Source organism: Bradyrhizobium sp. USDA 4341, assembly GCF_054063755.1.
Map to the genome: position 1 here is coordinate 1,474,328 of NZ_JBSSGO010000002.1, position 15,223 is coordinate 1,489,550.

Genomic DNA, 15,223 nt, shown 5'->3' on the forward strand with positions numbered 1-15,223 from the left:
TGCTTGCTTTGCGTCACAGATTGGTGAAGCATGCGGGTCGCTGCGGCCTAGGTGCCGGCGCAACGACAAAATCGGGGGACGGCGAATGGTCGATGTTTCGCGCAGAACGCTCCTCAAGCTCGCGGCCAGCGTGCCGCCGGCGATTGCGGCCCCGGCTCTCCTCTCGTCGAGAGCCATCGCCGCCGGCAAGGGCAAGACCATATCAGCGGTGATGCATTCGGACCTGCGCATCATCGATCCCGGCTTCACCACCGCCTACATCACCCGCGACCATGGCTACATGGTCTACGACACGCTGCTCGGCATCGATTCAAGCTTCAAGGTCCGGCCGCAGATGGCGGACTGGACGATCTCGGACGACAAGCTCACCTACACCTTCACGCTGCGCGACGGCTTGAAATGGCATGACGGCGCGGCTGTCACGGCGGAGGACTGCATCGCCTCGCTGAAACGCTGGACCGTCGTCGACGGCATGGCGCAGAAGCTGGCCGAGTTCACCGCCTCCCTCGAGGCCGGCGGACCGAAGACGATCGTGCTCAAGCTCAAGGAGCCGTACGGCCTGGTGCTGGAGTCGCTGGCAAAGCCCTCCTCCTATGTCGCCTTCATGATGCCGAAGCGACTCGCGGAGACGCCACCGGGCAAGCAGATCGCCGAGCAGATCGGTTGCGGGCCGTTCAAATTCGTCACCGCGGAATTCCAGCCGGGCGTGAAGGCGGTCTATGAGCGGAACGCCTACTACGTGCCGCGCAAGGAAAAGCCGGATTGGCTGTCGGGCGGCAAGGTCGCGAAGGTCGATCGCGTCGAATGGATCACGATGCCCGACGCGCAGACCGCGATCAACGCGCTGCAATCCGGCGACATCGATTTCCTGGAACAGCCCTCGATCGACCTGGTGCCGGTGCTCGAGGCCAATTCCGATCTCACCGTGGCCGTGCTGAACAAGTTCGGCTTCCAGATCGAAGGCCGGATGAACTTCCTGCACCCGCCGTTCGACAATCCCAAGATCCGCCGCGCGGCATTCCTGGCGATGAACCAGAAGGACGTGCTCGACGCCACCGTCGGCAACTCAAAGTACTACGAGATTTGCGGCTCCTATTTCGCCTGCGACACGCCGCTCGCCAGCGACGCCGGCGCCGAGACGCTGATCAAGGGCAACGGCATGGCCGAGGCCAAGAAGGCACTGGCCGCCTCGGGCTATGACGGCACGCCCGTCGTGATCATGATCCCCGGCGACGTGCAGACACTGAAGGGGCCGCCGACCGTCGCGGCGCAGCTGTTGCGCGCGGCCGGCTTCAATGTCGATGCGCAGGTGACCGACTGGCAGACCGTGGTGAGCCGCCGCGCCAGCCAGAAGCCGCCCAAGGAAGGCGGCTGGAACCTGTTCTTCACCTTCACGGGCGCGACCGAGGTGATGAACCCGATCGTCAACAACCAGATCGCCGCGAACGGCAAGCGGGCCTGGTTCGGCTGGCCCGAGGACGCCAAGCTCGAGCAGATGCGCGACGCCTACGCCCGCGCCACCTCACCTGAGGACCAGAAGAAGCTCGCGGTGGAGATCCAGCAGCAAGCCTACGAGCAGGTGATCTATGTCCCGCTCGGCCAGTTCCGCCTGCCGAGCGCCTGGCGCAAATCACTCACCGGCGTGCTGGAAGGCCCGGCGCCGCCGGTGTTCTGGAACGTCGACAAGACGGAATAGGATCGGCGGCGCGATCTTTGCGCCGCAGATCATCGTTCGGTTAGCCGCAGCACGCAGGCAGGTTGATCGGCTTTCTCCACAACGTGGCTCGCGGAGAGAGCCCCCACCCCCGGGCCGCCCCGCTGCGCGCTGCTAAAATATCGAAAACAACCCCATGCAAAGTAGCCGACGGCCGCCGCCGTACCACCGGGCAACTTGACACGTCGGGCAAATCGCCAATACATTTCTAATATTCCGAATTTTCGCAAATGCCCCTCCCCCGCAAGCGGGAGAGGGAGCGCACTTCCCTGCTATTCGACTTCGCCTGAGTATCGTCACCTCACTGGCCGTTGGTGCGGCGCGCGGCCTTCGGCGCCTCGTCCTTCAGCTTCTCCAACGCGCCGGGCATCATCTGCCCGAACATCGAGCTCAGCATCGCGGTCGGGATCAGGCCCGCGCTGTTGCCCTCCTGGCCCTGCCCACCCGACATCAGGAATTGCGGCACCAGCGGCTGGTTGATCCGGGTCAGTGCCTCGGCGAACTTCGCGAAGTTCTGCTCGGCAAGCCGGTATTCCGGCCCGCCATAGGCATCGACCGATAGCTTGGTCGCCTGCGCGTTGGCGGCGCCGACGGCCAGCACCCGGTCGGCCTCGCCCTGGCCTTCCAGCCGCGACTGCTCGCCGACCGCGGCCGCGGTCACCTTGCGGGTCTCGGCATCCTTCTGCGCGCGGGCGAGCGCAGCCGCGCCCTCGTTCTCGTTGACCTTGACCTGGATCAGCGACTGCGTCAGCGCGGTCTGCGCCGCCGCCGTCGCCTTGGCTTCGTTGAGCGCGCGCTCTTGCACCGCGGCCTTCTCCTGCTCCTGATAGGTCTCGATCTGCTCGCGCGCGATCTGGCGCGAGCGGAGCTGGATCAGGATGTTCTCGATGGTGTGGTCGTTCACGGCCGCGCGCGGCGTGCCGATCAGGACCTCCTGGAGGTCGAGCGAATAGCCCTCGAACTTCGCTTTCATCACGCGTGCCGATTCCTCCTGGATCGCGGCGCGGTTCTGCAACAGCTCGATCAGCGTCATCTTCTGCGCGATGTTCTTGAAGAACGCGCTGACCATCGGGTCGAGCGTCTGCTCGACCAGCTTCTTCACGTCGCCGAAGCGCTGGATGATCATCGGCGCCTTCTTGTAGTCGATATGCATCACCACCGAGAGCGGCAACGTCGGCTCGAACGCGTCCTTGGTGATCAGCGAGATCTCCGACAGGTTCTCGTCGAGCTTCATCGAGCCGACCTCGCCACGCACCCATTTCAGGATGAAGTTGACGGTCGGGATCACCTCGATCTTGCCGGCATAGGTGTTGAAGGCGTACTTGCCGGGCAACAGCGGGTCCTTCCAGACGCCGCGGCTGCCGTTGAGCACCAGCTCGCCATGGCGATACTGCTCGCCCGAGACGTCGTCGGTGCGCGGGCCGGTGTAGAAGATGACGACGCCGACATTACCGACCGGAATCACCGTCTTCGGCACCGCCTCGACGGTCGCGAACAGGCGGTTGATGTACCAGGTGCCCTCGACGATGACCTGGAGCTGGCGGCCGCGATAACCGCCGGCGCGCAGGAATTTCTCGGGCTCCTGGAAATTGTTGTGGAAGGTCGCCGCGTCGCGCAACTCGATGCCGACTTCGGGCGCGATGATCTCGCCCGGAGGCAGCGACGGGCCGTCATGCACGGTGACGATGCCGACCAGGTCGTGATCGGCCGCCAGCACCACCGGCGCAAAGCCCCAGCGCTCGGTGATCGTGAGCTGCATGCTCTCGAGTACGCCGCGTTCCCGCTCGCTCAGCGCATGACCATAGACGCGCTCGTCGGTGATGACGGCAAACTGCGTGGTGTTGATCGCATAGGTACCTTCGCGCAGGACCTTGCGCTGCGGCCCCTTCTGGCCGCCGCCGAGCAGGAATCGGCGTGCGTCCTGGAAGTCCGACTTGTCTTCAGTGTCGTTGGCACCGAGCACTTGCGAGGGCTCCAACGGCGCACCGTCGCGCGCGAACACATAGGCGATCTTGCCCTGGCCGACGGTCACGAGGTCCGAGCGGTGGATCCGGTACATGAAGGGAAACATCACGTGCAGGCCGCCGCGCAGCACTTCCGGCTCGTAGCCGGCCTCACCGTTCAGCGCGATGAAGCCGTCCTCGATCGAGCCCTTGATCGCCCACAGCTTCTCGACGATGCCGACCTGATTGTTGGGAATGTAACGAAATACGTTCGATATGCGCAGCAGGATCACACATGCGACCGCTGCAGCGATCCAAATGGCAGGCTGGGTTAAACCTGAACCATTAAGAAAACCGAGGAAGTCCATAGTCCATCTCCACAATTCGCAACTGGGCGGTTTGGGAGCCCAAACCTGCACCCAAGAATTGCGGTGCGGAGATGTGGTTGGCGGCCCAGGGGCCGCAAGGCGTGAACATTATTCGCACTGCCAATCTTTTTTTGATGACAGCATGAACCGCCGGACTGATCGCGCGACATCGGTCGGCGCGAACGGCGTGCTGCGATTGCACATCATTCGCAGCGGCGCGCTTGACGCGGCGTTGGCGCGCAAGAGGCGCGAAGTCCCGGCCGGGGAGCTCACGCCTTCATAGCAATGTGGCTCACTGATCAGCCGGGAATATGTCGACGCCGCTTCGGGCAAAACGCCCGACACATCGCGAGACCGCATGCGCGCGCTAATGCTATGGAGTCTGTTTGCTGAACCGGCGTCGCGAGAAACCGGCATGGAAGCACGCGGATTCTACCATGAGGGAATACTTGCGTTGCAGCAGGCCGGCGCGCGCGACGTCCCGTCGACGACATCGGCAGCCGTAGAGCCGCGTGATGCGTAAGAGCTGGTACAGACCGACCGCCGGAGCTGCGATCATCAGCCTCAGTCTGCTTGCTGCGGCGACCGACCTGCTTGCCGAAGACCGCAAATACGATTCCGGCGCCAGCGATAGCGAAATCAGGATCGGACAGACGATGCCCTATAGCGGCCCGGTGTCGGCTTTCTCCGTCATTGGCAAGGTGCAGGCCGCCTACTTCCGGATGATCAACGACGGCGGCGGCATCAACGGCCGCCGGATCAACCTGATGTCCTATGACGATGCCGCAACGCCGGCCAAGACGGTCGAGCAGGTTCGCAAACTCGTCGAGCGCGACGAGGTTCTGTTCACGTTCCAGGGCGTCGGTAACGCCTCAAACATCGCGGTGCAGAAATATCTCAACGACCGCCATATCCCCCAGCTGTTCGCAGGCGGGCGCGCCACGCGGTTCGAGGATCCGGTCAACTTTCCCTGGACGATGGGGTTCGCGCCGAACCTGCGGACCGAGATCCGCGTCTATGTGCGGTTCATTCTCGACAATCATCCTAACGCCAGGATCGGCCTGCTCTACCAGAACGACGAGAGCGGAAAGGAGTATCTCGCGGGGCTGAAGGACGCGCTCGGCGCGCGGGCGCCGGCCATGCTGGCATCCGAAGCCCCTTATGATGCAACGGACCCGACCTTCGATACGCAGGTGGTCCGGCTCAAGGCCGCAGCGGTCGATGTGCTGATCGACATGGCTGCACCGAAATTCGCCGCCCAGGCCATCCGCAAGACGGCCGAACTCGGCTGGCAGCCGCTGCATTTGCTCGGCGTCGGCTCGTCATCGATCGACGCGGTGCTGGTGCCGGCGGGAGTAGAGAATGCCAAAGGGCTGATCTCGGCAAGCTCGTTCAAGGAGGCCGGCGACCCGACCTGGGCGGACGATACGGGCATGAAACGATGGCGCGCGTTCATGGACTCGTATTATCCGGACGGCGACAGGAAGAGCCTCTTCACGGTCTACGGCTATAGCGCAGCCGAGCTCTTGGTGCGCGTGCTGCAACAATGCGGCGACGATGTCTCGCGCGACAACATCATGCGTCAGGCCGCCAGTCTGAAGGACGTCAAGCTCGACCTGCTGCTGCCGGGCCTTGCCATCAACACCAGCCGCACCGACTATCGTGTGATCAAGCAGTTCCGGATGATGCGCTTCACCGGCGAACGATGGGAACCGTTCGGGCCAATCGTCGCCGACTAGAGGATCCACCGGTCATCTCGGATGCTCAACGTTTCGGGTTGCGCCCGCGGATGTGGTCAAAGCCTTCCTTGATTGCGGCGAAGCGCGCTTCGATCATCGGCTCAAATTCGAGGTCGGTGAAGATATATGGCAAGTCCTTTTCGACGCCTTCGCGGACGAGTTCACCGACATACATGGGATCGATGCCCTGAGAGATGCGTGCCCGGACCATATTGATCTGCAGGGCACGTGGGCCCGAAGTCGGCAAGGCACGGACCGCCCCCTTGAAGCGCTTGGGGAGATTGCGTCTTGAGTCCACGATATGAGTGCGAATGAACCCTGGACACAGCACCGATACGCCAATCCCGCGGGGCGCGAGTTCACGCCGCAGGCCCTCGGACAGCGCGACAACGCCATACTTGGAAACGTTGTATGCATTGCTCTCCCCCGAAATAAGGCCAGCGATCGAGGCTGTGGAGACGATGTGTCCACCCTCGCCATGCTCCTCGATCAACGGGCCGAAAATCTCGATCCCCCAAATGGTCGCCATCAGGTTGACGCCCATGGTCCAATCCCATGACGCGTCGGTCCAGGCGCCATAGGGCCCACCGCCGCCGACGCCCGCGTTGTTGACGAGGATATGCACCTTGCCGTAGCGGGCAGTCGTGGCTTCGGCGGCCGCCACGAGTTCGGCTTTGAGTGAAACGTCCGCTTTCACGCCGTCGACATCGACGTTGGTGAGCCTCAGTTGCTTGAGCGCTGCGGACAGAGCCGCTTCATCAATGTCGCAAAGCATGACTTTCGCCCCCGCCTGGGCGAGAGCGGTCGCGATCCCCAATCCGATGCCTGACGCTGCACCGGTCACGAACGCGGTCTTTCCAGCGAGTTCCTTCACGCGCATTCTCCCCCGTGCAAGCGGACACCGTCGCCCCAAGACGCCAACCGTCAAACGTCCAAGGTATCACTGGACGCCATATGACCGCACTTTCAAGCGATTGGAAAGTGTGCGGGATGTCCGCTATTGCCCCTTGCCGGCATTCATTCACACCGGCTTCTATGTCGCCTTTATGAAGGCAAAGCGCTCGCGGGCTTTGTGAGTACGCGCGCTACCTCGGATGCCACCAGCGGCCGCCGATCACGACGCCTTCGGATGCGATCTTGCGATTACCCGTCAGGTGCTCGCCGACCACGTCGACATAGTCGAACTGCCCTTCCCTGATCGAGATCAGCGTGGCGTCGCCGACGCTGCCCGGCTTGAGGCTGCCGAGCTCCGGGCGCCGCAATGCCATCGCGGCATTGACGGTGGACGCAGCGATCACGTCCGGCAGCGGCATCCCCATGCAGAGGAATTTCGACATCGTCGTCACCTGGTCGAAGGCCGGGCCGTCGATACAGAGCTGATGGATGTCGGAAGAGATGGTGTCGGGATAGAAGCCGTTGGCGAGCATCGCGCGCGCGGTCTTGAAGGCGAACGAGCCCTTGCCATGGCCGATGTCGAACAGCACGCCGCGCTCGCGCGCCTCCAGCACCACCTTCTTCACCGTATTCAGCGCGATGAAGCCGTCCTCGATCGAGCCCTTGATCGCCCACAGCTTCTCGACGATGCCGACCTGATTGTTGGGAATGCAGCGAAGCGGACGTTGCGGTTACGCGCTCCGACTCCCGACTCTGACCCAGACTGGGTGTACACAGCCTGGACCCAAAGCGGACTTCCGGCCAGCTACTGAAATGGTTTTGGCCAGATGTTCTGGGGCACCAGCAAGGTGTGAGTCGACTTGCTCAAATGAAAGGCGCCTAGTGCCCGGATCATCGCCCGCCCTCGGCATCCATCGGTGACTGAGAGTTTTGTGCTCCCGCCGATACCGCGAGAGTATTCATGCCGAAAAATACGCCCCCGCCTCTCTGCAGGAAATGCAGCGAGCCCATGAGATGGCTGCTAGCGCAGACGGGCGGTCGTGAGTTCCGCTGCATTGATTGTGACGGTCCAGATCCACTAAAATCGCCCGAAACAATGAGACGGATCTTAGGCCCATTGAAGCGACCGCACTGAGAAGCAAGGCCGCCTCACGTTGAGGGCCATGGACAGAGACCTTAAGTGAGCGGTCCCGGCCGGGCTTGGGGGCTGAAAGCCGGGACCGCCCGGATCAGGCACGCCCCAGCAACGGAAGGCACCCAACCATTCCAACGGTTCCGATTCCTCGAGGGTTCCAAAGAGGAGCCATGCAGAGAGAACGAGGCCGGGTTAAGCAGATTCATTCTCTTGAAGCGCGCCTTGCCGAGGAAGCCAAAGACCTGCGAGGGCGCGCCAACCACAACTTCCACCGGATTCAGAACGAGAGTCGCGGCTGCGGAGAGCGCGGCACGATGAAGCCGCCACCCACATGACTGAGTGGCTGGCATCTCCCGGACCAAGATCATCCATCCAAAAATGAAAAGTGAGCAATTTTGCTCAGACGAGAGCTAAGCCGTGTGGTGGTCTAGCGCACCGGAGGATTGCTCTATCCGGGGCTAGCGCAACGCCACCAGGCATTCATTCGGCTTGGTGGCGTTGTGAGCCTACCTCGGTGACGAGTTGTCCCGCATATATTTGCATTCGGCCCTGCGTGGTCATTCGCAGCCGGCCCGATAGTTCGACCATGTAACCCATTGCGATCAGCCGGGTGCTGTGTTCGGCCGGGATCACTGCTGGAGGACTGGTTACGGCAGATGTGTTGCCGACTATAAGCAAGGAAGCAAACTCTTCCGGGCTAAGCGGTTTCGTTTTTGAGGCCATGATTCGAGTATGTCCATGTCTTGGCAGTTCCGGATGTTCAATTTCGAACACATCAGCAAATAAGGCCCGCCTCAGTTGGCGACCTCTTTCATTTCTTGATGCGATGCCATTCCGCCTCTTGGCCCTTAGCAACAATTGTCGCGGTCCTACGTCATGTCCGGAGTTGTGGGTAGACCGGAAGCAACTGCTCGACTGTCAAATCGACGCGAATGACCCAACTCGGACGTTGCATGCTGTAGGCGCAGATCCTGTTCCACAACATAATGACCCGGAACAAGTGTTGTTCGGGAGTCTTAACGCTACATGGATCGCCTTCCTGCCCAAGGCATCCTGCTTAGACGGCCTCAGTGTCCCCCACATTGGGGCCATCTTGCTGAACGAAATTTTCAATAGTGGTCAATATTGACCAGCCCGGATTGTTGCGTCGAGCAAGACTAGCTCCATCGCCGTCCGCAATAGGCAATTATCGGCGACACAGAGATCGGTAATGCTCCCGCCCAATACAGGGGATGCATGATGTCATCCATCCAGCCAAATCCGCTATACAGCCGCGCGGAGATCGGAATTCTTCCGTGCTCCAGGTGCGGCAAGCCTATGCGGTTGGCTTGCATCGCGCCTGTTCAACCCGGTCATGAAGTCCGTACCTTCGAGTGCCCGGAATGCAAGACGACTGGAAGCTTTGCAGTTGCGACCTAGCCGCCAACTCCAGGCGGTGTCTGCGACCTGTTGGGTCCGGCTCGGGCCTGGTCTGCTGACCGCCCGATTCGCTTATCGGCAGCCGGGTACTTCCTCGCTCATCCGGGCTGCGAAGAGCCTCCTTGTGCGGCACTTTCACTTCGAACGTCGGCGACTGAATGGTAAGCTAGACGTCCCACCACGCGCGGACGAAACGGGACATGCCAGAAAAGACCAACCACGCAATATTTGATCCAAAGGAGTTTCTCGCCAAGGTAGGCGAAGGGAAGACCATCCTTGAGTTTCGCAAGGATGAGATCGTCTTTGCGCAGGGCGACGTGGCAAATACGGTTTTCTATATCCAGAGAGGCCGGGTCAAGGTTGTTGTCATATCAGAGCAAGGCAAGGAAGCCGTGGTCGGCATTTTGGAGGCCGGCCAGTTCTTTGGCGAAGGCTGCATGAACGGCCATTCGCTGCGTATCGCGACGACGACAGCGATGGAGGAATGCCTGGTGACCGCGATAACGAAGACCGCCATGATCGCGGCATTGCACGATGAACCCAAGTTTTCGGAGCTGTTCATAGCCTATCTGCTGACCCGCAACAGCCGGATTGAAGAGGACCTGATCGATCAGCTCTTCAACTCCAGTGAAAAACGGTTGGCGCGCCTGCTACTCCTGCTGGCGAATTTCGGCAAGGAGGGCAACCCTCAACCGATCAGTCCGAATATCAGCCAGGAGACATTGGCCGAAATGATTGGAACGACGCGATCCCGCGTCAGCTTCTTCATGAACAGATTCCGCAAGCTCGGCTTCATCAGCTACAACGGAAAAATCGAGGTCAACAGTTCATTGCTGAACGCAGTCTTGTACGACAAGCCCGAGATCAAGCGCGAACTGTAAAACGATAAAATCGCGCCTCAAGCGTCACGGGCCAACGCCAACCGCCGCGTTGCTAGGGGCGACTAAACCCTTCAGAGCCAATTGCACGGACGCGCCGGGCATCGCACCGGCCCCTCCCGAGATTCGGAAGGACCAGAGCGTAAGTTGTCGCTGGTGTGTTCGATCTGGATGAAGTGATATCCGTGGCTGACCGTTGCCACTGCCACACTCGGCGGTTCTCGCTTCAAGGCATTTGTCCCAATTTGAATCCGGGAGCGTCGTAGTTCGCTAACGATGCGTGAACTATTTCCGAATGTGAGCAAAACGGAACAGCGGGCGGTATTGTGAAGGTTCCATGCTGCGCTTCATCCTCGCTCCCTCGGTAACTACCGGTGACTGAGAGTTCTGTGACGCTCCCGTCTGAACGAAGGCGAAGCATCCATGATCAGCCGTCGACCAACTTGCGCCGTGTGCCAAACAAGAACCATGTGGGCGGGGGTTACATCCGGCCCTATGGGCCTCGACATCCGGACGTGCGAATACTCTGCGTGCGATCACGTCCATCCGACTGCGGTCGAACAAATCGACCCGCTGAACTCCCTCAGAACGAATGCATGGCTTCGGGGACAACTCCAAGCGCCGACGTAGCGGCTGCACCTTCGATGTCGCCTTTTTGAGGACAAGGCAGACGCGATTTTTTGAGTCACCGCCCTATCTCGGATGCCACCAGCGGCCGCCGATCACAACGCCTTCGGATGCGATCTTGCGATTACCCGTCAGGTGCTCGCCGACCACGTCGACATAGTCGAACTGCCCTTCCCTGATCGAGATCAGCGTGGCGTCGCCGACGCTGCCCACTTTCAGGCTGCCGAGCTCCGGCCGCCGCAGCGCCATCGCGGCGTTGACGGTGGACGCCGCGATCACGTCCGGCAGCGGCATCCCCATGCAGAGGAATTTCGACATCGTCGTCACCTGGTCGAAGGCCGGGCCGTCGATACAGAGCTGATGGATGTCGGAAGAGATGGTGTCGGGATAGAAGCCGTTGGCGAGCATCGCGCGCGCGGTCTTGAAGGCGAACGAGCCCTTGCCATGGCCGATGTCGAACAGCACGCCGCGCTCGCGCGCCTCCAGCACCACTTTCTTGACCGTGCCCTGCGCGGTCGCGGGCGTGTTGGGGAACGGTCGGAACGCATGGGTCAGCACATCGCCCGGGCGCAGGCGCGCGAGCACCTCCTCATAGCTCGGCGGCGGGTGATCGATATGCGCCATCAGCGGCATGCCGACCTCCTCCGCAACCTCGAGCGCGATCTCGAGCGGCACGAGCCCCGAGGTGCCCGAGGCGTGCAGTCCGACCCGCACCTTGATGCCGACGATGAGGTCGCGGTTCTCGTCCGCCACGCGCGCCGCCTCGACCGGATTCATCAGCCGCAATTCCTCGCTCTCGCCGACCATCACGCGGTCCGAGAAGCCGAAGATGCCGGCATGCGAGACATGCAGATAGGCGAGGATACGGACCTGGCTCGGCTCGATCACGTGCTTGCGGAAACCGGCAAAGTTGCCGGGGCCGGCACTGCCGGTGTCCACCGAGGTGGTGACGCCGGAGTTCCGGCAAAATTCCTCCGCGTCGATGCCGAGCGAGGTGCCGCCCCAATAGACATGGGTGTGCAGGTCGATGATCCCCGGCGAGACGATCAGCCCGGATACATCGCGGACCTCGGTTGCGGCATCGGCTTTCAGCTCCCGGCCGACCGCCGCGACCTTGCCGCCGGCAAAGGCGACATCGGTCACCGCATCCAGCTTTTGCGACGGGTCGATCACCCGTCCGCCGCGCAGAATCAAATCGAAAGGCATCGTCATCTCCGGATTTCAGTCCGGCACGATGGTCGACTTCGGCGCCGCCTGCAAGACGTTCAGCCGACGCGGACCTGATGGGAAATGGGTGCCGTCACCGTCGTCGTCTGATCCGCGCTGTTGTCCGCGGACAAGTCCGCACCCTTGTCCCCACCCTTGGCCGACGCAACGATGGCTGCAATGGCCGGATTATGCGCCGCCTCCGAGGCGGCAATGGTCTCCTGCGCCCACCGGTACGAGGATTCGAAGATTTCCTGATGGCGATCGAAATCGGTGACGTCGACGCCATCAGGCGTCGGCGGGCGCATCACCAGGTCGAGCGGCGTGGTCGGCAGCGTATCGTAGCGCTGGTGCGCGACGAGGCTTCGCCACAACACATTGACGGCGCTCGGCGCGGCCGGCAGCGCTTTCCTCCGGAACGGCGTCAGCAGCGACGCGAGCAGCTCGAACCTTCCCGGCAGCGCGGCATAGTCGACGTCGAACATCTCGGTCGCCGGCTCGCCGAAATGCACCACCAGGTTCGGTCCGCTCTTCATCTGATGCATTTGCGCCAGCGGAACGTTGTCGACGAGGCATCCGTCGACCAGCATCGAGCCGTCTTTGGTATAGAACGGCGGCAGCAGGCCGGGGATGGCGCTCGATGCCCGCACCGCCTGCCAGAGCAGGCCGGTCCTGATCAATTCGAGACTGTGCGTCGACAGGTTGGTCGCGACCGCCGCGAACGGCCGCCAGCAATCCTCGATCCGGCAGGTGTGGCCGTACTGATCGGCAAGCGCCCGATCGAAAGCCTTGTGGTCGAGCAGCGCGTAGCGCGGCCAGGTCGGGCGACGGAAGCTGCGGCTGGAGACGAAGATTTCATGGGTGCCGCGCTCGAGATGCTCGGCGTCGTAGTTCTTGGCAAAGCCGGCCGCCATCGCCGAACCGACGCTGGTGCCGACAAAGATGTCAAACATCGCGCCGCGCTCGCGAAACGCCTTGTAGACGCCGACATGCGCGGTGCCGAGGCTGCCGCCGCCGCCGGCGACAAACCCGACGGCGCGACCGCACAGGAAGCGCACCAGGCTCTCGATGTCGATCTGGTCCTCGAGCGCGACATGGTGATGCATGAAGCAAGGCAGCCGCGCCAGCCAGGCCGCGGTGCCGCTGACCTCGTGTTGCCTGATATCATGAACACGAACCAGGCGTCGCGCCGACGCCGGATGCACGGCGCAGGCGAAGCTTTCGAGATCGGTGAGAACCGGCGGCGGAGCATCACCGCGGCAGGCGAGCACCACGAGGTCGGCCTGGCGAATGGTCTTGCGCGCCCATTCGGATGCTTCCTCACCACCGAAATAAGCCACCAGCGGCGCGTCATACTCGATCCGGTTGAGCCAGTCGGCGACCTCGGACGAGTCCAGCGCGCGGCCGGGAAACATCGCCTGAACGCGCGCGAGATCGACGATCTCGGCGCCTGCGGCGGCAAGGCTCAGGCGCAGCCTTTGTTCGAAGGCAGCCGGCACCGGCTCCCGTCCGCCCGCAATCAGCGCGACGGTGCGCGCCTTTGGTGACGCCCGGACGGGCAACAGGCGCGCGGTCTGGATGGCAAACCGCTGCGCGAGCGCGGCAAGCAGCGCCTCGACGATGCCGGGCGCTTCCTGCACCAGCCTCGCATAGGCCGCCCGCGTCAACACCAGCACGCTGGAATCGCGGATCGCGATCACGTTGGCCGTGCGCGGGATGTTGGCGAAGAAGCCGATCTCGCCGACAAGCTCGCCGGCGCGAAGCTCCGCGATCGGCTCGGGATGATCGGTCCGGTGCACGGCGAGCGCGCCGTGCAGCACCAAGAACAATGAATCCGAGGCGCCGCCCTGCTCCACCAGCAGCTCGCCACGCACCAGGTCGCGCCGGGTCATCGCGCCAAAGGCGATCAGCCGCTGCTCAGGGCTGAGCGTGCGGAACAGCGCGAAGTCCTCGGACAGGTTTCCCCACGCAAACGTTGCGCTCGGCGGCACACGGTTCGATTGCATGCGCGGATGTTAGCGCCGGGCCGCCGTCCCGGCGAGCGATATCAGGCCGGTCCTGACGGGACCCCGGCCAACATTCCTTGGGAGCACTGCAACAGGAATAGCGACGCTTCCATTGGCCTGCATCACCCGACCAGCTCCGGCCACGGCACGATGGTCGACTTCACCGTCTTCATCGCCATCGCGTCCGCCACCGCGCGCGCGACGCCGTCCTCGGTGAACGGATAGATCGTCTGCATGTCGAGCCATGGATATTTGTTGCGCGTGCGGTAGAGCATGTCGACGCCGAGCGGCAGGTCGTTGCCGGTAAAGCCCCAGGAGCCGAGCACGTTGAGGTCCTTGGTGCAGATGCGGTGCCACGACGTATTGATCGAGCCGGCGTCGGTGAACTGGCCCATCTCGACATAGGTGCCGCCGTCGCGCAGCATCTCGATGCCTTCGGGGCCGGCGGTCGGATGGCCCGAGCAATCCATCACGAGGTCGGCGCCGAAGCCGCCGACGATGTCGCGCACCGCCTTGATGCGCTGCTCCGGCGTCTTCAGCTGCTCGATATCGACGGTCGCCTCGGCGCCGAACTTGCGCGCCAGCGCCAGCCGCGGCACCTCCGGCGCGCCGACGCAGATCACGCGCCCCGCTCCCATCTCCTGCGCCGCCGCGACCGCGAGGATGCCGATCGGCCCGGAGCCCTGGATCACCACCGTGTCGCCCCAGCTGAAGCCGCCGGCGCGGCTGGCGCGGTTGAAGGCGCGAATGCAGGAGGTCAACGGCTCCGACAGCGCGCCCAGCCGCAGCGACATGTCGTCGGGCAATTTGTAGATCTTGGTGCCAGGCAGCATGTCGAGATCGACGTAGACATATTCGGCCCAGCCGCCCCACATGTGCGGCGCCTTGTCGAAGCCGAGATAGCGGCCGTAGTACACCGGCGTCAGGCACTTGTTGGCGCTCTCGGGATAATGGATGCAGTAATAGCAGCGGCCGCACGGCATCAAGGGCGGGATCATGACCTTCGATCCCACCTGCAGCGGCTTGCTCATGAAGTCTTCGGTGAATTCCGGGCCGCATTCGACGATCACGCCGCCGAGCTCGTGGCCGAGCGTGAACGGCCATGGCAGCGGCTTCGGCCAGTGTCCCTTCAGGATGTGCAGGTCGGTTCCGCAAACGCCGCAGGCGCCGACCTTGATCAAGGCCGCCTTTTTGCCGACATCCGGCCATGGCACGGTCCGGATTACAGGCTTGGCTCCAGGTCCGTCATGCGTGCAGACGCGGATCTGCTCCATCGGTTCGCTCTCCCTGTCCT

At 62.7% G+C, this 15,223-nt stretch carries 8 protein-coding genes and 1 pseudogene; 3 read left to right on the top strand and 6 right to left on the bottom strand.

Annotated elements, in window-relative coordinates; translation table 11 throughout:
* Nucleotides 1–85 precede the first annotated feature (85 nt).
* Nucleotides 86–1,696, top strand: a complete 1,611-nt coding sequence (locus ACVIGB_RS12980) for an ABC transporter substrate-binding protein (RefSeq protein ID WP_456722392.1) — start codon at nt 86–88, stop codon at nt 1,694–1,696.
* A gap of 319 nt (nt 1,697–2,015) precedes the next feature.
* Here ACVIGB_RS12980 and ACVIGB_RS12985 read toward each other — a convergent pair whose 3' ends face one another.
* Nucleotides 2,016–4,025, bottom strand: a complete 2,010-nt coding sequence (locus tag ACVIGB_RS12985; RefSeq protein ID WP_456722391.1) for an SPFH domain-containing protein — start codon at nt 4,023–4,025, stop codon at nt 2,016–2,018.
* 515 nt (nt 4,026–4,540) lie between these two features.
* Here ACVIGB_RS12985 and ACVIGB_RS12990 point away from each other — a divergent pair.
* Nucleotides 4,541–5,764 carry an ABC transporter substrate-binding protein gene (locus ACVIGB_RS12990; protein ID WP_456722390.1) on the top strand — a complete coding sequence of 408 codons (1,224 nt, stop codon included), beginning with the start codon at nt 4,541–4,543 and terminating at the stop codon, nt 5,762–5,764.
* A gap of 25 nt (nt 5,765–5,789) precedes the next feature.
* Here the strand turns inward: ACVIGB_RS12990 and ACVIGB_RS12995 are convergent, their stop codons facing one another.
* Together ACVIGB_RS12995 and ACVIGB_RS13000 are read right to left on the bottom strand one after the other, a co-directional pair.
* Nucleotides 5,790–6,638 carry an SDR family NAD(P)-dependent oxidoreductase gene (locus ACVIGB_RS12995; protein ID WP_456749145.1) on the bottom strand — a complete coding sequence of 283 codons (849 nt, stop codon included), beginning with the start codon at nt 6,636–6,638 and terminating at the stop codon, nt 5,790–5,792.
* A gap of 211 nt (nt 6,639–6,849) precedes the next feature.
* Nucleotides 6,850–7,296 (bottom strand): annotated as a pseudogene (locus tag ACVIGB_RS13000) (amidohydrolase family protein); the annotation flags it as partial.
* A 2,116-nt stretch (nt 7,297–9,412) separates the two neighbouring features.
* Here ACVIGB_RS13000 and ACVIGB_RS13005 point away from each other — a divergent pair.
* A complete protein-coding gene (locus ACVIGB_RS13005; RefSeq protein ID WP_456722388.1) occupies nt 9,413–10,093 on the top strand; it encodes a Crp/Fnr family transcriptional regulator in 681 nt (226 codons plus the stop codon).
* 690 nt (nt 10,094–10,783) lie between these two features.
* Here ACVIGB_RS13005 and ACVIGB_RS13010 read toward each other — a convergent pair.
* The 3 genes from ACVIGB_RS13010 to ACVIGB_RS13020 form a co-directional block, all read right to left on the bottom strand.
* The gene (locus ACVIGB_RS13010) at nt 10,784–11,923 is read right to left on the bottom strand and encodes an amidohydrolase/deacetylase family metallohydrolase (RefSeq protein WP_456722387.1); all 1,140 of its coding nucleotides are present in this window, start codon (nt 11,921–11,923) and stop codon (nt 10,784–10,786) included.
* A gap of 59 nt (nt 11,924–11,982) precedes the next feature.
* Nucleotides 11,983–13,929: a cyclic nucleotide-binding and patatin-like phospholipase domain-containing protein gene (locus ACVIGB_RS13015; protein WP_456722386.1), complete on the bottom strand. Its 1,947-nt coding sequence runs from the start codon at nt 13,927–13,929 to the stop codon at nt 11,983–11,985.
* 122 nt (nt 13,930–14,051) lie between these two features.
* Nucleotides 14,052–15,203, bottom strand: a complete 1,152-nt coding sequence (locus ACVIGB_RS13020; protein ID WP_456722385.1) for a zinc-binding dehydrogenase — start codon at nt 15,201–15,203, stop codon at nt 14,052–14,054.
* Nucleotides 15,204–15,223: the final 20 nt, after the last annotated feature.

Coding starts and splice junctions, on each gene's coding strand:
- ACVIGB_RS12990 (WP_456722390.1), top strand. CDS start 4,541: ATGCGTAAGAGCTGGTACAGACCGACCGCCGGAGCTGCGATCATCAGC.
- ACVIGB_RS13010 (WP_456722387.1), bottom strand. CDS start 11,923: ATGCCTTTCGATTTGATTCTGCGCGGCGGACGGGTGATCGACCCGTCG.
- ACVIGB_RS13020 (WP_456722385.1), bottom strand. CDS start 15,203: ATGGAGCAGATCCGCGTCTGCACGCATGACGGACCTGGAGCCAAGCCT.
- ACVIGB_RS13015 (WP_456722386.1), bottom strand. CDS start 13,929: ATGCAATCGAACCGTGTGCCGCCGAGCGCAACGTTTGCGTGGGGAAAC.
- ACVIGB_RS12980 (WP_456722392.1), top strand. CDS start 86: ATGGTCGATGTTTCGCGCAGAACGCTCCTCAAGCTCGCGGCCAGCGTG.
- ACVIGB_RS13005 (WP_456722388.1), top strand. CDS start 9,413: ATGCCAGAAAAGACCAACCACGCAATATTTGATCCAAAGGAGTTTCTC.
- ACVIGB_RS12985 (WP_456722391.1), bottom strand. CDS start 4,025: ATGGACTTCCTCGGTTTTCTTAATGGTTCAGGTTTAACCCAGCCTGCC.